Raw genomic sequence first — 12,103 nt, forward strand, 5'->3', positions numbered from 1 at the left:
CACCAACGGTGGTTGTCGGGCATTGATCCTACGTGGGGTGCTCGGCGTCCCACGCGGGGTCGGTCGGAGCATCCTCGCCGGGCCATCCGGTCACCGGATCGACGGCCATCGAGTTCACCGACGAAACCTGGTTCCCGCCGCCGCGTTTCGCCTGGTACATGGCCGCATCGGCGCGCGCCAGCACCTGCTCGGCCCGTTCTTGCGGGCGGAGCGAAACGAGGCCGACGGAGAGGGTGACGCCGTGCGAAAGATGGTGTGGCAGAGATGCGACGGCATTCACAGAACGACCCAGCGCCTGTTTCGCCGCCGAGGCCGGAGCCCCAGGTAGGAGCACGATGAACTCGTCGCCGCCGTACCGGGCGACGACATCGTCGCCGCGCAGGGCGTCGCGCAGCGTGCTCGCGATGACACGGAGCACGTTGTCACCCTCGGCGTGCGACTGCTTGTCGTTGACGTCCTTGAAGCCGTCGAGGTCGACCAGGGCGACCGCGAGCGGTTGGGCGTCCGCGGACGACGCCAGCGAACGCAGCTTTTCGTCGAGCGCGCGCCGGTTCGGCAGGCCGGTGAGCGGATCCTGCAGGGCCTGCTGGGTGATCGCGCCGTGCTCGGCGGACAGGCGTTCGTGCTCCCGGCGCGCGTTGAGCGTGGCGATCTGCGATTCCCGCAGCGACCACATCTCCGCTTCCAGGATGGTCGCGTAGTCGATCAGCGACTGGCTCGCGCCGGACGCGTAGTCGGGCGTGGTGTCGAGCCGGGCCAGCTCCCGGGCGAGGTTCAGGCGCATCGACGGCAGCGAGCCCTCTTCGTTGTCCTCGCGAACCTCTTTGAGCACCTGCAGCGCGTCCTCGCGGCGACCGGAGTTGTCCAGGCAGCGGGCCAGCGCGATGGCGATGATCTCGCGTTCGTGCGGGAAGACCAGCTCCGGATGCAGCAGCCCGTGCAGCCGTTCGATATGCGACGAATCGGGTGACGCCAGTGCGGCGGCCGCGGCGAGCACGCCGACCTGGTCGATCGCGGGCACCCCGGCCTTGCGCGGGAACAGCGACTCGGTGAACGGGCCTTCGGCGGCCTGCGCCATCGACGCCGCGGTGCGGAACTTGTCCGCTCCCTCGTCGTACCGCTCGATGCGTTCGAGCCGCAGGCCCCAGCCCAGCAGCATCTTGACCCGGTTGATCAGCTGGAGTGCGATCTCGTGCGGGCTCGCGCTGTCGCGGATCGCCTGCGCGGCGCGGGCGATGGCCTCTTCGGCCGCCTCGTAGACGCCCAGCTGGTTCAGCACCAGCCAGCAGTCGACCAGGGTCGTGGACAGCATCCGGTCCCAGTTGCGCCTGCCGACCTGGCGGTCCGGGACCGCGGAGTCGTCGAGGATGGCCAGCGCCCTGGCGATCTCGGTGAGGGCGGCGTCCTCCTGCTTGGCGATCACCAGACGGCGACCGCGCATGGCGTGGGCGTCGGCCCGCATCAGCGCGAGACCGTGCCGCCTGGTGTGCGCGAGCATCTCGTCGAGCCTGGGTTCGGCTTCGGCGGCGAGACCGCGGGTGACCAGCCTGGCCATCGCGGAGTACCGCAGCAACTGGGCGACCAGCAGGGGTTCGCCGCGGCGCTGTGTCTCGTCGAGGAGTTCGTCGAGGCTGGTGACGATGTCCAGCTGTTCGGTGAAACCGACGCGCTGGATGGCCGCACCGAGTTCGCGCGCGCGACCGTAGAGCCAGGCGTCGGACATCTCCGCAAGCGCCGGCCGCCTGCTGGTCGTCGGGTCGATCGCGTCCTCGGTCAGCCGCACACACCCCCACCGTTGAAAACGCCGCTGGTCATCTGTTCGTCTGCTCCGCCGCCAGGATTCGAACCTGAACTGTCAGAACCAAAATCTGAAGTGCTGCCGATTACACTACGGCGGATCGATCCTGGTCAGGATAGCCATGCCGGAGACGCCCGCGCGCGCCCGGGGGTTACCTCACGGCCGCGGCCTCTCCCCAGGGGGCGAAACCTCCTGTACCGTAACTTACGGCATCGTAGGTAAGGACACCCTTAGGGTCACCTGAGGGCTGCACGGAGAAAAGAAGTGACTGCATGACGGCTACCCTCGACCGTTCCCAGACGCCCGCGAAGGGCCCCAAGCCGGTCCTGGAAGGACATCGATCGAGCGGCGTGCAGCTCTCGGTCTATCTCGGGGTCATCTTCCCGCTCGCCGCGTTGCTCGCGGCCGTCCCGTTCGCCTGGGGCTGGGGACTGACGTGGGTCGACGTCGGCCTGTTCGTGGTCTTCTACGCGATCAGCGGACTCGGTATCACCGTTTCGTACCACCGCTACTTCACGCACGGCTCGTTCAAGGCCAAGCCGTGGCTGCGCGTCGCGATGGCGATCGCCGGCAGCATGGCCGTCCAGGGCCCCGTGATCACCTGGGTCGCCGACCACCGGCGCCACCACGCCTTCTCCGACCGCGACGGCGACCCGCATTCGCCGTGGCTGTTCGGGACGTCACCGGTCGCCATCGCCAAGGGTTTCTGGCACGCGCACATGGGCTGGCTGTTCGACCGCGACCAGACCAACGCGGAGCGTTTCGCGCCGGACCTGGTGAAGGATCCGGCCATCAAGAAGGTCGACGACCTGTTCTGGCTGTGGAGCCTGCTCACCCTGGTGCTGCCCGCGATCCTCGGCGGACTGATCACCTGGTCGTTCTGGGGCGCGGTGACCGCGTTCTTCTGGGCCGGGCTGGTGCGGGTCTGCGTGCTGCACCACGTGACCTGGTCGGTCAACTCGGTCTGCCACATGATCGGTGAGCGCCCGTTCGCCGCCCGTGACAAGTCGGCCAACTTCTGGCCGCTGGCGATCTTCTCCTTCGGCGAGTCGTGGCACAACCTGCACCACGCCGACCCGACCTCGGCCCGGCACGGCGTGCAGCGCGGACAGATCGACATTTCCGCGCGGCTCATTTGGATCTTCGAGAAGTTCGGCTGGGCCTACGACGTGCGCTGGCCGACCCCGCAGCGCCTCGCGCGCATCGCCGCCGAAAGCAAATAGCGAGGTCGCGTTAGTCTTCTCGAATGGCGGGGAGACGGCGAAGCAAACGTGAAGCGGTCACCGGGGCGCGTCCTGTCGCCCCGGTGGCCCGGGTACGGATGACGGGGACCGAGCGCAGGCAGCAACTGCTCAACGTCGCCAGGGCCCTTTTCGCGGAGAAGGGTTTCGAGGGCACTTCCATCGAGGAGATCGCGCATCGCGCGAACGTCTCCAAACCGGTGGTGTACGAGCACTTCGGCGGCAAGGAAGGCATCTACGCGGTCGTCGTCGACCGCGAGACGCAACTGCTGCTCGACCGGATGGTCTCCACCCTCCACGGTGGACACCCGAGGGTGATGCTGGAGCAGGCGGCGATCGCGCTGCTCTCCTATGTCGAGGATTCGCACGACGGTTTCCGCATCCTCGTGCGGGATTCACCGGTGGCGAGTTCGACGGGCACGTTCTCCACGGTGCTGAACGACATCGCGAGCCAGGTCGAGCACATCCTCGCGCAGCAGTTCGCCGCGCGGGGCTACGACGAAAAGCTGGCCGCGCTGTACGCACAGGCACTCGTCGGGATGGTCGCGCTGACCGGGCAATGGTGGCTCGACGCCCGGAAACCGAAGCGGGACGAGGTCGCCGCGCATCTGGTCAACCTCGCCTGGAACGGTCTGTCCAATTTGGAGCACAAACCGAAGCTGCGGCTGTACTGAGACGTCGGTCGCGCGGCTGTAACGTTTCCCGGGCGATGAGCGCTAGCTTCCCCAAGAGATCATCCAGCTGGGGGAAGTACCGTGGAGAACCATCCCGCATACGCCGTGGAACCGACGGCTCCGCGGAAGAAGAGAACGTGGCTGAAACCTGTCATCGTCCTGGGTGTCATCGCCGGCATCGTCCTGCTGGGGATCTTCGTCGAGAATCCGTTGACGGCGGCGCGTACCGAGGTCGGCGCCTGCCTCAAGGGCAACGTCGACAACGCGGAAAGTATCAGAAACGTCGAGTGCGGGACGCCGGAAGCGAACTTCAAGGTCGTCGGGAAGCAGGGCGGGAAGTCGGAAGGCGGGATACTGCTTTCGGGCGGGTCCGAATGCGACGAGTACCCCACCGCCGACCTGTACTACTTCCAGGGCAGGCAGACGGCTTCCGACGGCATCCTGCTCTGTCTGGAGAACCTCAAGAATCCGGGCGCGCGATTGCCGGCTGTCGGGGACTGCCTCCCCGGGGATGCCTTCGCGGCGAAGAAGCTCGAGACGGTGGACTGCGCGGGAGCGCACTTCAAGGTGCTCGCCATCGAAAGGGAACCCGACGTCTCCATCGGGACCACGGCGTGCGCCTCCGTTGTGGCGACGGACATCAAGCTCACGTGGGCGTCGGGTGTGGGTGGGCTGATCCCGCGCGAACGCGTGCTGTGCCTCGACGAACTGAAGTAGGCGTCAGCGCAAAAGACCGGTCTCCCGCAGGTGGTCGAAGATGATCTTGTCCACCGCGGAGACCCGGCCCCGGTCCTCGTAGCCGAGCCACGCGACCTCGTCGATCTCGCTGCTGGCCGTGAGTGTTCCGGCGAATTCGGCGGTGTAGCAGGTCATCCGGACCACGATGCCCGTCGTATGCCCGTCGGCCTGCGCCTCGAAGATCCCGGCGGGCGCGATGCTCGACGGGGTGATCTCGACGGTCAGTTCCTCGCGGATCTCCCGGATCAGGGTCTCGGCGTCGCTTTCACCGGCTTCGCGTTTGCCGCCGGGCAGGTAGAACACGGACTTGCCGCGGGAGCGGGTGCTCAGGATCCGGCCGTCCCGCAGGTGCAGCCACGCGATCTTGTCGATCATGGTTCAGCCCAGCGCCGCGGCGGTCTCGGCGGTCGTGAGCACTTCGCCCAGCCGCGGGAACACCTTCGCGATCGCCGATTCGTGGGAGATCGCGGCGATCCCGGCCATCGCGTCCGAGACGGCGATGGTCTCGTAGCCGTGGTCGATCGCGGCGCGCAAAGTCGATTCGACGCCGTACTCCGTCGCGATCCCGCCGAGCACGAGCGTCTTCACGCCGAGCCGGTGCAGGAGTTCGTCGAGTCCGGTGCGGTAGAACGCGCCGATCGTGTGCTTGGTGATCAGGTGCTCGCCCTCCCGGGGCGTCAGTTCGGCGACCACTTCGCTGCCGAGCGGCTGTTCGCCGACATCCGGCCGGTGCGCCCGGACGTGGACGACCGGTGAACCGGCCGCGCTGAAGGCGTCTCGCAGTAGGACGGCGTTCGAGACGACTTCGGCGCCTTCGATCGGGACGGTTTCGAGCGCGACGATCCGCGTCTGGAGGTCGATCAGGACGAGCGCGGTCGTCGCCGGGTCGATCTTCGTCATGCGGGGAAGCCTAGTGTCCCTATGCTGGAGATATGGGGAAGCACAGGGAAATCGTGGTCACCGGCGGTGGAACCGGGATCGGATACGCGGTCGCGGCGGCGTTCGCCGCGCAGGGCGACCGCGTCACGATCACCGGCCGCCGCGAACAGGTCCTCACCGAAGCCGCCGCGTTGCTCGGCGCGAACCCGGTCCCGTTCGACGCGGCCGACCCGGACGCGGTGGAGCGGGCGCTGGCGGACCTGCCGGAGCGGGTCGACGTCCTGGTCAACAACGCCGGCGGAAACACCGATTTCCAGACCGGTCCCGCCGATGACCTGAAGGCGTTCGCCGCGAGCTGGCAGGCCAATCTGGACGCGAACGTGTTCAGCGCCGTCCTGGTCACCCGCGCCCTGCGGGACAGGCTCGCCGACGGCGCGCGGATCGTCACGATCGGGTCCATCGCCGCCCGCACCGGAGCCGGTTCCTACGGCGCCGCCAAGGCCGCGCTGGAGGCGTGGAACGCCGACGTGGCGAGGGAGTTCGGGCCGCGCGGGATCACCGCGAACGTCGTCGCGCCCGGTCTGGTCGGGGACACCGAGTTCTTCCGCGGCAAGCTTTCCGACGAGCGCCGCGCGACATTGATCGGCAACACGCTGACCAAACGCGCCGGTGAACCCGCCGACGTCGCCGAAGTGGTCGCGTTCCTGGCGAGCCCGGCCGCGCGGCATGTCACCGGTCAGGTCGTCCACGTCAACGGCGGCGCGTACCTCGGCCGCTAGGCACCCGGGGTGACGCGCAGCAGTTTGTCGTCTTCGCCTTCCGAGGTCGTGATGTAGAGGGAGCCGTCCGGGCCGCTGCGGACGGCGCGCAGCCTGCCGAATTTGTCGTCGAACTCCGGTGGCAGCGTCACTTCGGTGACCTTGCCGGTGTCGTCGAGGCGGAACAGCAGCAGCTTCTGTCCCTTCAGCGCGGTCACGGCGAGCGAGCCTTCGAGCGCGCCCCACTGCGATCCGGTGAGGAACTCGGCGCCGCAGATCGCCTCGGTGATCTCACCGGTCGTCCACAAAGGACTGACAGCGTCCGGGAAGCGCTGCTTGTCGGTCATCGGGACGCTTTCGTCGTAGCTGGTCTCGGTGCCGCCCTTCGACGGGTCCCAGCCGTAGTTCGCGCCGGCCCGTTCCAGGTTGACCTCGTCGTCGATGGTCGGCCCGTGCTCGGCGGTGAACACCTGGCCGGAGCCCGGCCGGACCGTCACGCCCTGGACGTTGCGGTGCCCGTAGGTGAACAAGCGCTGCTCGTTCGGGTTCGCCGAGGTGATGAACGGGTTGTCCGGCAACGGGTTCCCCGTCTTCGCGTCGACGCGCAGCACCTTGCCGCCGAGACTCGTGCGGTCCTGCGGGTGCTGAGGGCGGGCGGTGTCGCCGGTGCCGACGAGCAGCGCGCCGTCCGCGCCGAACGCGGGACGGCAGCCCGAATGACGGCCGCTGGGGTTCAGCGGTAGTCCGGTCAGCAGGTCCTTGACCTTCGTGGCGCTCGCGCCGTCGTCGGAAAGCCGCCAGGTGACCAGCCGGATGTCGACGGGAGTGTCGCCCTCCTTGTGGGTCTGGCAGGTGATGAACTCGCGCGACGTCGCGAAGTCCTTGCTGATCACCATCCCCATCAGGCCACCCTCGCCGCGCACGTGGACGTCGGAGAAGTCCGCGGTGACGTCGCGTTTCGTGCCGCCGTCGACCAAGGCAAGCTTCCCGGGGCGCTGGGTGACGAGGATCTTCCCGTCCGGCAGGAAGCCGACGTCCCAGCCGTGTTCGAGCCCGGCCGTCACCTGCTCGACCTTCAGTTTCGACACGGCGGGTTTCGAGGTGACCGGCGGCGCGCTCTGCACTGTTTCGCTCGACGCCCCGGAACAGGCCGTGACCAGCAAGGACAGGGAGGCGAACGCGACGACCGCGGTAGTGCGCATGGCATCAGCATGCCACCGCGCTCAACCGCCCGCGCGAACCAAACCGCTTTCGTAGGCGAACACGACGGCGTGGACCCGGTCGCGCAGCGACAGTTTCGCGAGGATCCGGCCGACGTGGGTCTTCACCGTCGTCTCCCCGATGTAGAGCTTCGCGGCGATCTCGGCGTTCGCCAAACCGCGCGCGATGAGCGAGAGGACGTCCTTTTCGCGTTCCGTCAGTGTCTCGAGCCGCGCGCTCGCACCAGAGTCCCGTTCGTCGTCCAGGTAGCGGTCGAGCAGCCGTTTCGTCACCGAAGGCGAGACCATGGAGTCACCGCGAAGGACACCTCGGATCGCCACCAGGATCTCGTCGGCAGGCGCGTCTTTGACGAGAAAGCCGCTGGCACCGGCACGCAACGCGGCATACGCGTACTCGTCGAGGTCGAACGTGGTGATCATCAGGACGCGGGTGTCGGGAAGAGACTCGCTGATCCGCTCGGTCGCCGCCACGCCGTCGAGTACGGGCATCCGGACATCCATCAGGACCAGATCCGGTCGCAGTCTTTCGGCGGCTTCGACGGCTTCGGCGCCGTTGGTGGCTTCGCCGACGACGGTCAGGTCGTCCTGGCTCGTGACGATCATCCCCATCCCGACCCGGACCAGCTCCTGGTCGTCGCAGATCAGTACCTTCGTGGTCATCCCGCCTCCACCACCAGGCGCGCGGCGACCCGGTAGCCGCCGTCGTGGGTCGGTCCGGTGTCGAGGCTGCCGTGGAACATCTCGACGCGCTGGGTCATGCCGGCGATGCCCCGGCCGGACGACGGGAGCCGCGGCGCGACGGGTTCGGTCCCGCCCGTGTTCGTCACCTCGATCCGGACGTTCCGGCGGTGGCCTTCGTGGCCGAAATCGATCTCGACCTGGCCGCTCGCGTCGCCCGGCGCGTGTTTGAGCATGTTGGTCAGCGACTCCTGGACGATGCGGTACGTCTGCAGCGCGGCGCTCGGCGGCAGCCCTTCGGCGTCCCCGGTGACCTGCAGATCCACCTCCCGCCCGCTCGCGCTGACCTGCGCGACCAGGTCGCGAAGCTCCGCGACGGTCGGTTGCGGGCTTCGGGCGGCTTCGCCGGCATGGAGGACTTCCAGCAGGCGGCGCAGCTCGGCGAGGGCGTCGCGACCCGCCTTGCCGATCGTGTCGAGTGTCCGGTCGACGACGTCGGGATCCTTGTCGCGCATGAGTTTCGCCCCCTCGGCGTTGACCACGATGACGCTCACGCTGTGCGCGAGGACGTCGTGCAGTTCGCGAGCGATGCGGGTGCGCTCCTCCGCGACGGCGGCACGGGCGCGGGCCTCCTGTTCGGACGCGGCCAACTCCGCCTTCGACGTCTCCTCCGCCGAAAGCCGTTGCCGCGCACGGAAGAACTCTCCGAGCGCCCACGCCGCGACATGCAGCGGGAGCGTCACGACGATGGCGAGACCGGCTCCCTGGTCGGTGGTCACTCCCCAGCCGAGACCCCACGCGATGTCCAGCGCGACGATCCAGACGGCGATCAGCGCGCCGAACCGGCGGTTTCCCGCGCGGACCAGCGTGTAAAGCGCGACGGCCATCGCCAGCTCGCCCCGGCCGCGGTCGTAGGCCCAGATCTCCGTGGCGTACTGCGCTGTCACCCCGGCGACGATCAGCACGGCGACGATCTCGGGGTGACGCCGCCGCCACAGCAACGGGACGAGGAAGAGATACGGCACCAGCAGGACGGCTTTGGGCACCGGTGACGACCCGGTCGGCGCGAGGAAGACGAACCACGCGTACAGGGGAAGGTCGGTCACCCACGGGTGGGCGCGGAACCGGTCGAGAAGCCATCGCACCGTTCGAACGTAACTCCGGCCGGTACGAACGCGCGTCGTCCTGGAGTACCGCCGGGGTCCTCCCACGGGAGTACGGACCCGGCCGACGTGGCCGACGCGGGGCCACCAGGACCGTTCCTAGCGTCGGGAACATGTCGATCACCAGGGAATTCTTCCGCCATCCCGTCCTGACCGGGGCCGTCGCGGCCAGTTCACCGAAACTCGCCGAGGCCATGACGGCGGGTCTCGGACTGGAAAGCGCGGGGCTCGTCGTCGAGCTGGGTCCCGGGACGGGTGTGTTCACCGACGCCGTCGTCCGCCGCCTGCCGCCTGGTGCGCGGCTGATCGCGGTCGAGATCAACCCGCGGCTGGCGCGGGAACTCCGGTCCCGGCATCGAGACGTCGAGGTCGTCGAGGGGTCCGCCGAAAACCTGTGTTCGTATGTGGACGAGGCCGCCGACGTCGTGGTGTCCGGGCTGCCGTGGACGGTCATGCCCGGCGAACGGCAGCTGCGGATCCTCGACCAGGTCACGGAAGTCCTCGCCCCGCACGGACGGTTCACGACGTTCGCCTACGCGCACGCCGCCTGGACGTCGCCTGCCCGCCGGTTCGCCGCGGCGCTGCGGGACCGGTTCGCGGTGACCGGCCGGACCCCGCTGGTCTGGCCGAACCTTCCGCCCGCCTTCGTGCACCGCGCGGCTTTGCCGCAGAGGACCGGGAGGCGTAGTGGACAACCTGTTACGGCCGCTTCTTGAGGCGCCGCCCGTGCTCGTCTACCTCGTCTGCGGCGCGCTGATCTTCCTGGAAACCGCGCTGCTGCCGGGAATCGTACTGCCGACGTTGTCCAGCCTGCTGCTCATGGGTTTCCTCGCCGGACGAGGCACGCTGGACCTGGCGCTGGCGTTGACGGTCGCGATCGGCGCCGCGGTCGCCGGGGACCAGATCGCGTTCCTGGAGGGGCGGAAGCTGGGCCCCCGTCTGCGGACCACGCGGTTCGGGCGGCGGTTCGGCCAGGACCGGTGGGACCGCGTGGAGCGGGCCGTCGTCCGCTACGGCGTCCCGGCGGTGATCGCCGGGCGCTGCCTGGCCGGGGTACGGACCGTGGTGCCGCGGATCGCGGGAGCGGCCGAGATGCCGTACCGGCGGTTCGTGCCGGGCAGTGTCTGCGCGGCCGTGGTGTGGGCGGGTGCCGAGCTGCTCTTGGGCCATGCCGGCGCCGCCTTGGGTTAACGGGTCAGGATCTCGGCCGTCTCGGCGTCGGCGGGCAGGAACGTCTCCAGCTTCAGCTCCGACACGGTGACGTCGGCGGCGGTCGCGAACGTCGTGATGGCCGTGATCAGCCGCAGTTCACCGGCCGAAGTGGACAGGCGCATCGGGACGGCGAACCCGAGGTGATCCGGGCCGGGCGGTCCGGGCGCCGGAACGTATCCCTCGAGTTCGGTCAGCAGCGCCGCGAGCCGTTCGTCGGGAGCGTGCGCGATCTCCTGCGTCAGCCGCTCCAGGATGTGCCGGGCCCAATCCGCGAGATTGCGCACGCGCGGCGCCATCCCCTTCGGATGCAGTGCGAGCCGCAAGGTGTTGACCGGTTCTTCCAGCAACTCCGGTGCCACGTCTTCGAAGAGCAGGTCGAGCGCGTCGTTGCGGGCGACGAGCACGCCGTAGCGGTCGACCACGATGGCCGGATACGGCCGGTGCCCGTCGAGCAGCCGCCGCATGCCGTCGAGGACCGGCTTCAACCCGGGATCGTCCAGTTTCGTTTCGGGGAATCCCGGCGCGAACCCGGCCGCGAGCAGCAGACCGTTGCGTTCCCGGAGCGGGAGTTCGAGTGATTCGGCGACGCGCAGCACCAGGCCGCGGCCGGGGATCGACCGGCCGCCTTCGAGGAAACTCACGTGCCGCTGGGTGGTTCCGGCGCGGAGCGCCAGTTCCAGCTGGGACAGCCGCCGCCGCTCACGCCAGCCCCGCAGCGCGGGGCCGAATCCGGAAACCATGGTCGTCATCTTGGCCGAGGCGACGGCGCCGCCGCCATTCCCTCGAAGGAATTGAGGCCATTCCCCGCCGCGGAGATGCTTCCGGCAGAAATTCGGTCTGGTCGTCCCCACTTATCGGTCCATCCTCGACGCCGGGCGCACCGCGCCGGAAATGGTCGCCATCGCGGTCGAAGCCGAACGCCTCGGCCTCGATTCGGTCTGGGTCGGCGACACCCTCGCGAAGGCGCCCATCGATCCACTGACGTTGCTCGGCGCGTTCGCCGCCAGAACCGAGCGGGTCACCCTCGGTACCGCCGCGCTGCTCCCGGCCCTGCGGGATCCGCTCCTGTCCGCGAACGCGATCCTTTCCCTCGACCTGATCAGCCAGGGCCGGGTCACGCTGGCGGTCGGCGCGGGTTTCGCGGGCCGCAGCGAACCCGAGTTCGCCTTCACCCGCGTGCCGTGGGAACGCCGCCGCGCGCGGCTCGACGACATCGTCGCGCTGTGGCGGCATGTCTGGGCCGGGAACAGCGGTCCGTTCCACGGCGACGTCCTGCACTACGACACCCTTCCGGAGTACCCGGAGCCGCACCGTCCGGGTGGCCCGCCGGTGTGGCTGGCCGCGTTCACCCCGGGCGCGCTGGAACGCGCGGGGCGGCTTTACGACGGCTGGCTGCCGTATCCGCCCGACGTCGCGGACTACTCCGACGGACTCGCGAAGATCCGCGAAGCCGCCGTACGGCCGGTGACACCCGCGTTGTTCGCGACGGTCCTCATCGAGGACGACCCGATCCGGGCCCGGGAACGGCTGGAGGATTACGCACAGCGGAATTACGGCGTCCCGCTGGACTTCGTCGAGAAGATCCAGGTGCTGATCGCGGGCAGCCCCGCGCAGGTCGCCGACAGATTGCGCGAATACCAGGACGCGGGGGCCGAACACGTGCTGATCCGCATCGCCACGCAGGAACCGGCCGAGTTCGACGAGCAGCTCCCGAAGGTCGTCGACGCCCTGCCCAGGTAATC

The 12,103-nt window shown here is 68.9% G+C and carries 14 protein-coding genes and 1 tRNA gene; 7 read left to right on the forward strand and 8 right to left on the reverse strand.

The window, feature by feature from the left end; all coding sequences use genetic code 11:
- Positions 1 to 28 precede the first annotated feature (28 nt).
- Together SD37_RS05615 and SD37_RS05620 are read right to left on the reverse strand one after the other, a co-directional pair.
- Positions 29 to 1,783 (reverse strand): GGDEF domain-containing protein, encoded by a 1,755-nt coding sequence (locus SD37_RS05615; RefSeq protein WP_044852146.1) that lies wholly within the window; start codon positions 1,781 to 1,783, stop codon positions 29 to 31.
- A 43-nt stretch (positions 1,784 to 1,826) separates the two neighbouring features.
- A tRNA-Gln gene (locus SD37_RS05620) sits at positions 1,827 to 1,898 on the reverse strand.
- A 172-nt stretch (positions 1,899 to 2,070) separates the two neighbouring features.
- Here SD37_RS05620 and SD37_RS05625 point away from each other — a divergent pair.
- The 3 genes from SD37_RS05625 to SD37_RS05635 all read left to right on the forward strand — a co-directional run bounded on the left by SD37_RS05625 (position 2,071) and on the right by SD37_RS05635 (position 4,430).
- Positions 2,071 to 3,021: an acyl-CoA desaturase gene (locus SD37_RS05625; RefSeq protein WP_037317330.1), complete on the forward strand. Its 951-nt coding sequence runs from the start codon at positions 2,071 to 2,073 to the stop codon at positions 3,019 to 3,021.
- 98 nt (positions 3,022 to 3,119) lie between these two features.
- Positions 3,120 to 3,713 (forward strand): TetR/AcrR family transcriptional regulator, encoded by a 594-nt coding sequence (locus SD37_RS05630; protein ID WP_037318732.1) that lies wholly within the window; start codon positions 3,120 to 3,122, stop codon positions 3,711 to 3,713.
- Between the two features lie 81 nt (positions 3,714 to 3,794).
- Positions 3,795 to 4,430: an LppU/SCO3897 family protein gene (locus SD37_RS05635; RefSeq protein WP_044852147.1), complete on the forward strand. Its 636-nt coding sequence runs from the start codon at positions 3,795 to 3,797 to the stop codon at positions 4,428 to 4,430.
- Between the two features lie 3 nt (positions 4,431 to 4,433).
- Here the strand turns inward: SD37_RS05635 and SD37_RS05640 are convergent, their stop codons facing one another.
- Positions 4,434 to 4,826 carry an NUDIX hydrolase gene (locus tag SD37_RS05640; RefSeq protein WP_044852148.1) on the reverse strand — a complete coding sequence of 131 codons (393 nt, stop codon included), beginning with the start codon at positions 4,824 to 4,826 and terminating at the stop codon, positions 4,434 to 4,436.
- A gap of 3 nt (positions 4,827 to 4,829) precedes the next feature.
- Positions 4,830 to 5,351 (reverse strand): isochorismatase family protein, encoded by a 522-nt coding sequence (locus SD37_RS05645; protein WP_044852149.1) that lies wholly within the window; start codon positions 5,349 to 5,351, stop codon positions 4,830 to 4,832.
- A 32-nt stretch (positions 5,352 to 5,383) separates the two neighbouring features.
- On the opposite strand from SD37_RS05645, the gene SD37_RS05650 reads away from it, so the two are divergent.
- Complete coding sequence (locus tag SD37_RS05650; RefSeq protein ID WP_044852150.1) at positions 5,384 to 6,109, forward strand: SDR family NAD(P)-dependent oxidoreductase; 726 nt, start codon at positions 5,384 to 5,386, stop codon at positions 6,107 to 6,109.
- Here SD37_RS05650 and SD37_RS05655 read toward each other — a convergent pair.
- The 3 genes from SD37_RS05655 to SD37_RS05665 are packed head-to-tail and all read right to left on the reverse strand — an operon-like array spanning position 6,106 to position 9,131.
- Positions 6,106 to 7,290: a PQQ-dependent sugar dehydrogenase gene (locus tag SD37_RS05655; protein WP_044852151.1), complete on the reverse strand. Its 1,185-nt coding sequence runs from the start codon at positions 7,288 to 7,290 to the stop codon at positions 6,106 to 6,108. The two genes, SD37_RS05650 and SD37_RS05655, sit on opposite strands and share 4 nt — an antisense overlap.
- Positions 7,291 to 7,311: 21 nt before the next feature.
- Positions 7,312 to 7,968 (reverse strand): response regulator, encoded by a 657-nt coding sequence (locus SD37_RS05660; protein ID WP_044852152.1) that lies wholly within the window; start codon positions 7,966 to 7,968, stop codon positions 7,312 to 7,314.
- A complete protein-coding gene (locus SD37_RS05665) occupies positions 7,965 to 9,131 on the reverse strand; it encodes a sensor histidine kinase (protein WP_044852153.1) in 1,167 nt (388 codons plus the stop codon). Before SD37_RS05665 ends, SD37_RS05660 begins: the two co-directional genes overlap by 4 nt.
- 131 nt (positions 9,132 to 9,262) lie before the next feature.
- Here SD37_RS05665 and SD37_RS05670 point away from each other — a divergent pair, with 131 nt between their 5' ends.
- Positions 9,263 to 9,865, forward strand: coding sequence for a class I SAM-dependent methyltransferase (locus tag SD37_RS05670; protein ID WP_044852154.1), 603 nt, complete (start codon positions 9,263 to 9,265; stop codon positions 9,863 to 9,865).
- Positions 9,837 to 10,340, forward strand: coding sequence for a DedA family protein (locus tag SD37_RS05675; RefSeq protein ID WP_044852155.1), 504 nt, complete (start codon positions 9,837 to 9,839; stop codon positions 10,338 to 10,340). Before SD37_RS05670 ends, SD37_RS05675 begins: the two co-directional genes overlap by 29 nt.
- Here SD37_RS05675 and SD37_RS05680 read toward each other — a convergent pair.
- Entirely contained in the window at positions 10,337 to 11,101 is a 765-nt protein-coding gene (locus SD37_RS05680; protein ID WP_037318728.1) for a helix-turn-helix transcriptional regulator, read from the reverse strand. The two genes, SD37_RS05675 and SD37_RS05680, sit on opposite strands and share 4 nt — an antisense overlap.
- Before the next feature lie 97 nt (positions 11,102 to 11,198).
- Between SD37_RS05680 and SD37_RS05685 the strand changes: the two genes are divergently transcribed.
- Positions 11,199 to 12,101 (forward strand): LLM class flavin-dependent oxidoreductase, encoded by a 903-nt coding sequence (locus SD37_RS05685; protein WP_044852156.1) that lies wholly within the window; start codon positions 11,199 to 11,201, stop codon positions 12,099 to 12,101.
- The last annotated feature ends 2 nt before the right edge of the window (positions 12,102 to 12,103 follow it).

It is taken from the genome of Amycolatopsis orientalis, from assembly GCF_000943515.2.
Taxonomy (GTDB): Bacteria; Actinomycetota; Actinomycetes; order Mycobacteriales; family Pseudonocardiaceae; genus Amycolatopsis; species Amycolatopsis orientalis.

Bases quoted from the DNA above. Each gene is read 5' to 3' on its own strand.
- SD37_RS05670 (WP_044852154.1), top strand. From the start codon at position 9,263: ATGTCGATCACCAGGGAATTCTTCCGCCATCCCGTCCTGACCGGGGCC.
- SD37_RS05640 (WP_044852148.1), bottom strand. From the start codon at position 4,826: ATGATCGACAAGATCGCGTGGCTGCACCTGCGGGACGGCCGGATCCTG.
- SD37_RS05660 (WP_044852152.1), bottom strand. From the start codon at position 7,968: ATGACCACGAAGGTACTGATCTGCGACGACCAGGAGCTGGTCCGGGTC.
- SD37_RS05650 (WP_044852150.1), top strand. From the start codon at position 5,384: ATGGGGAAGCACAGGGAAATCGTGGTCACCGGCGGTGGAACCGGGATC.
- SD37_RS05630 (WP_037318732.1), top strand. From the start codon at position 3,120: ATGACGGGGACCGAGCGCAGGCAGCAACTGCTCAACGTCGCCAGGGCC.
- SD37_RS05625 (WP_037317330.1), top strand. From the start codon at position 2,071: ATGACGGCTACCCTCGACCGTTCCCAGACGCCCGCGAAGGGCCCCAAG.
- SD37_RS05645 (WP_044852149.1), bottom strand. From the start codon at position 5,351: ATGACGAAGATCGACCCGGCGACGACCGCGCTCGTCCTGATCGACCTC.
- SD37_RS05655 (WP_044852151.1), bottom strand. From the start codon at position 7,290: ATGCGCACTACCGCGGTCGTCGCGTTCGCCTCCCTGTCCTTGCTGGTC.
- SD37_RS05680 (WP_037318728.1), bottom strand. From the start codon at position 11,101: ATGGTTTCCGGATTCGGCCCCGCGCTGCGGGGCTGGCGTGAGCGGCGG.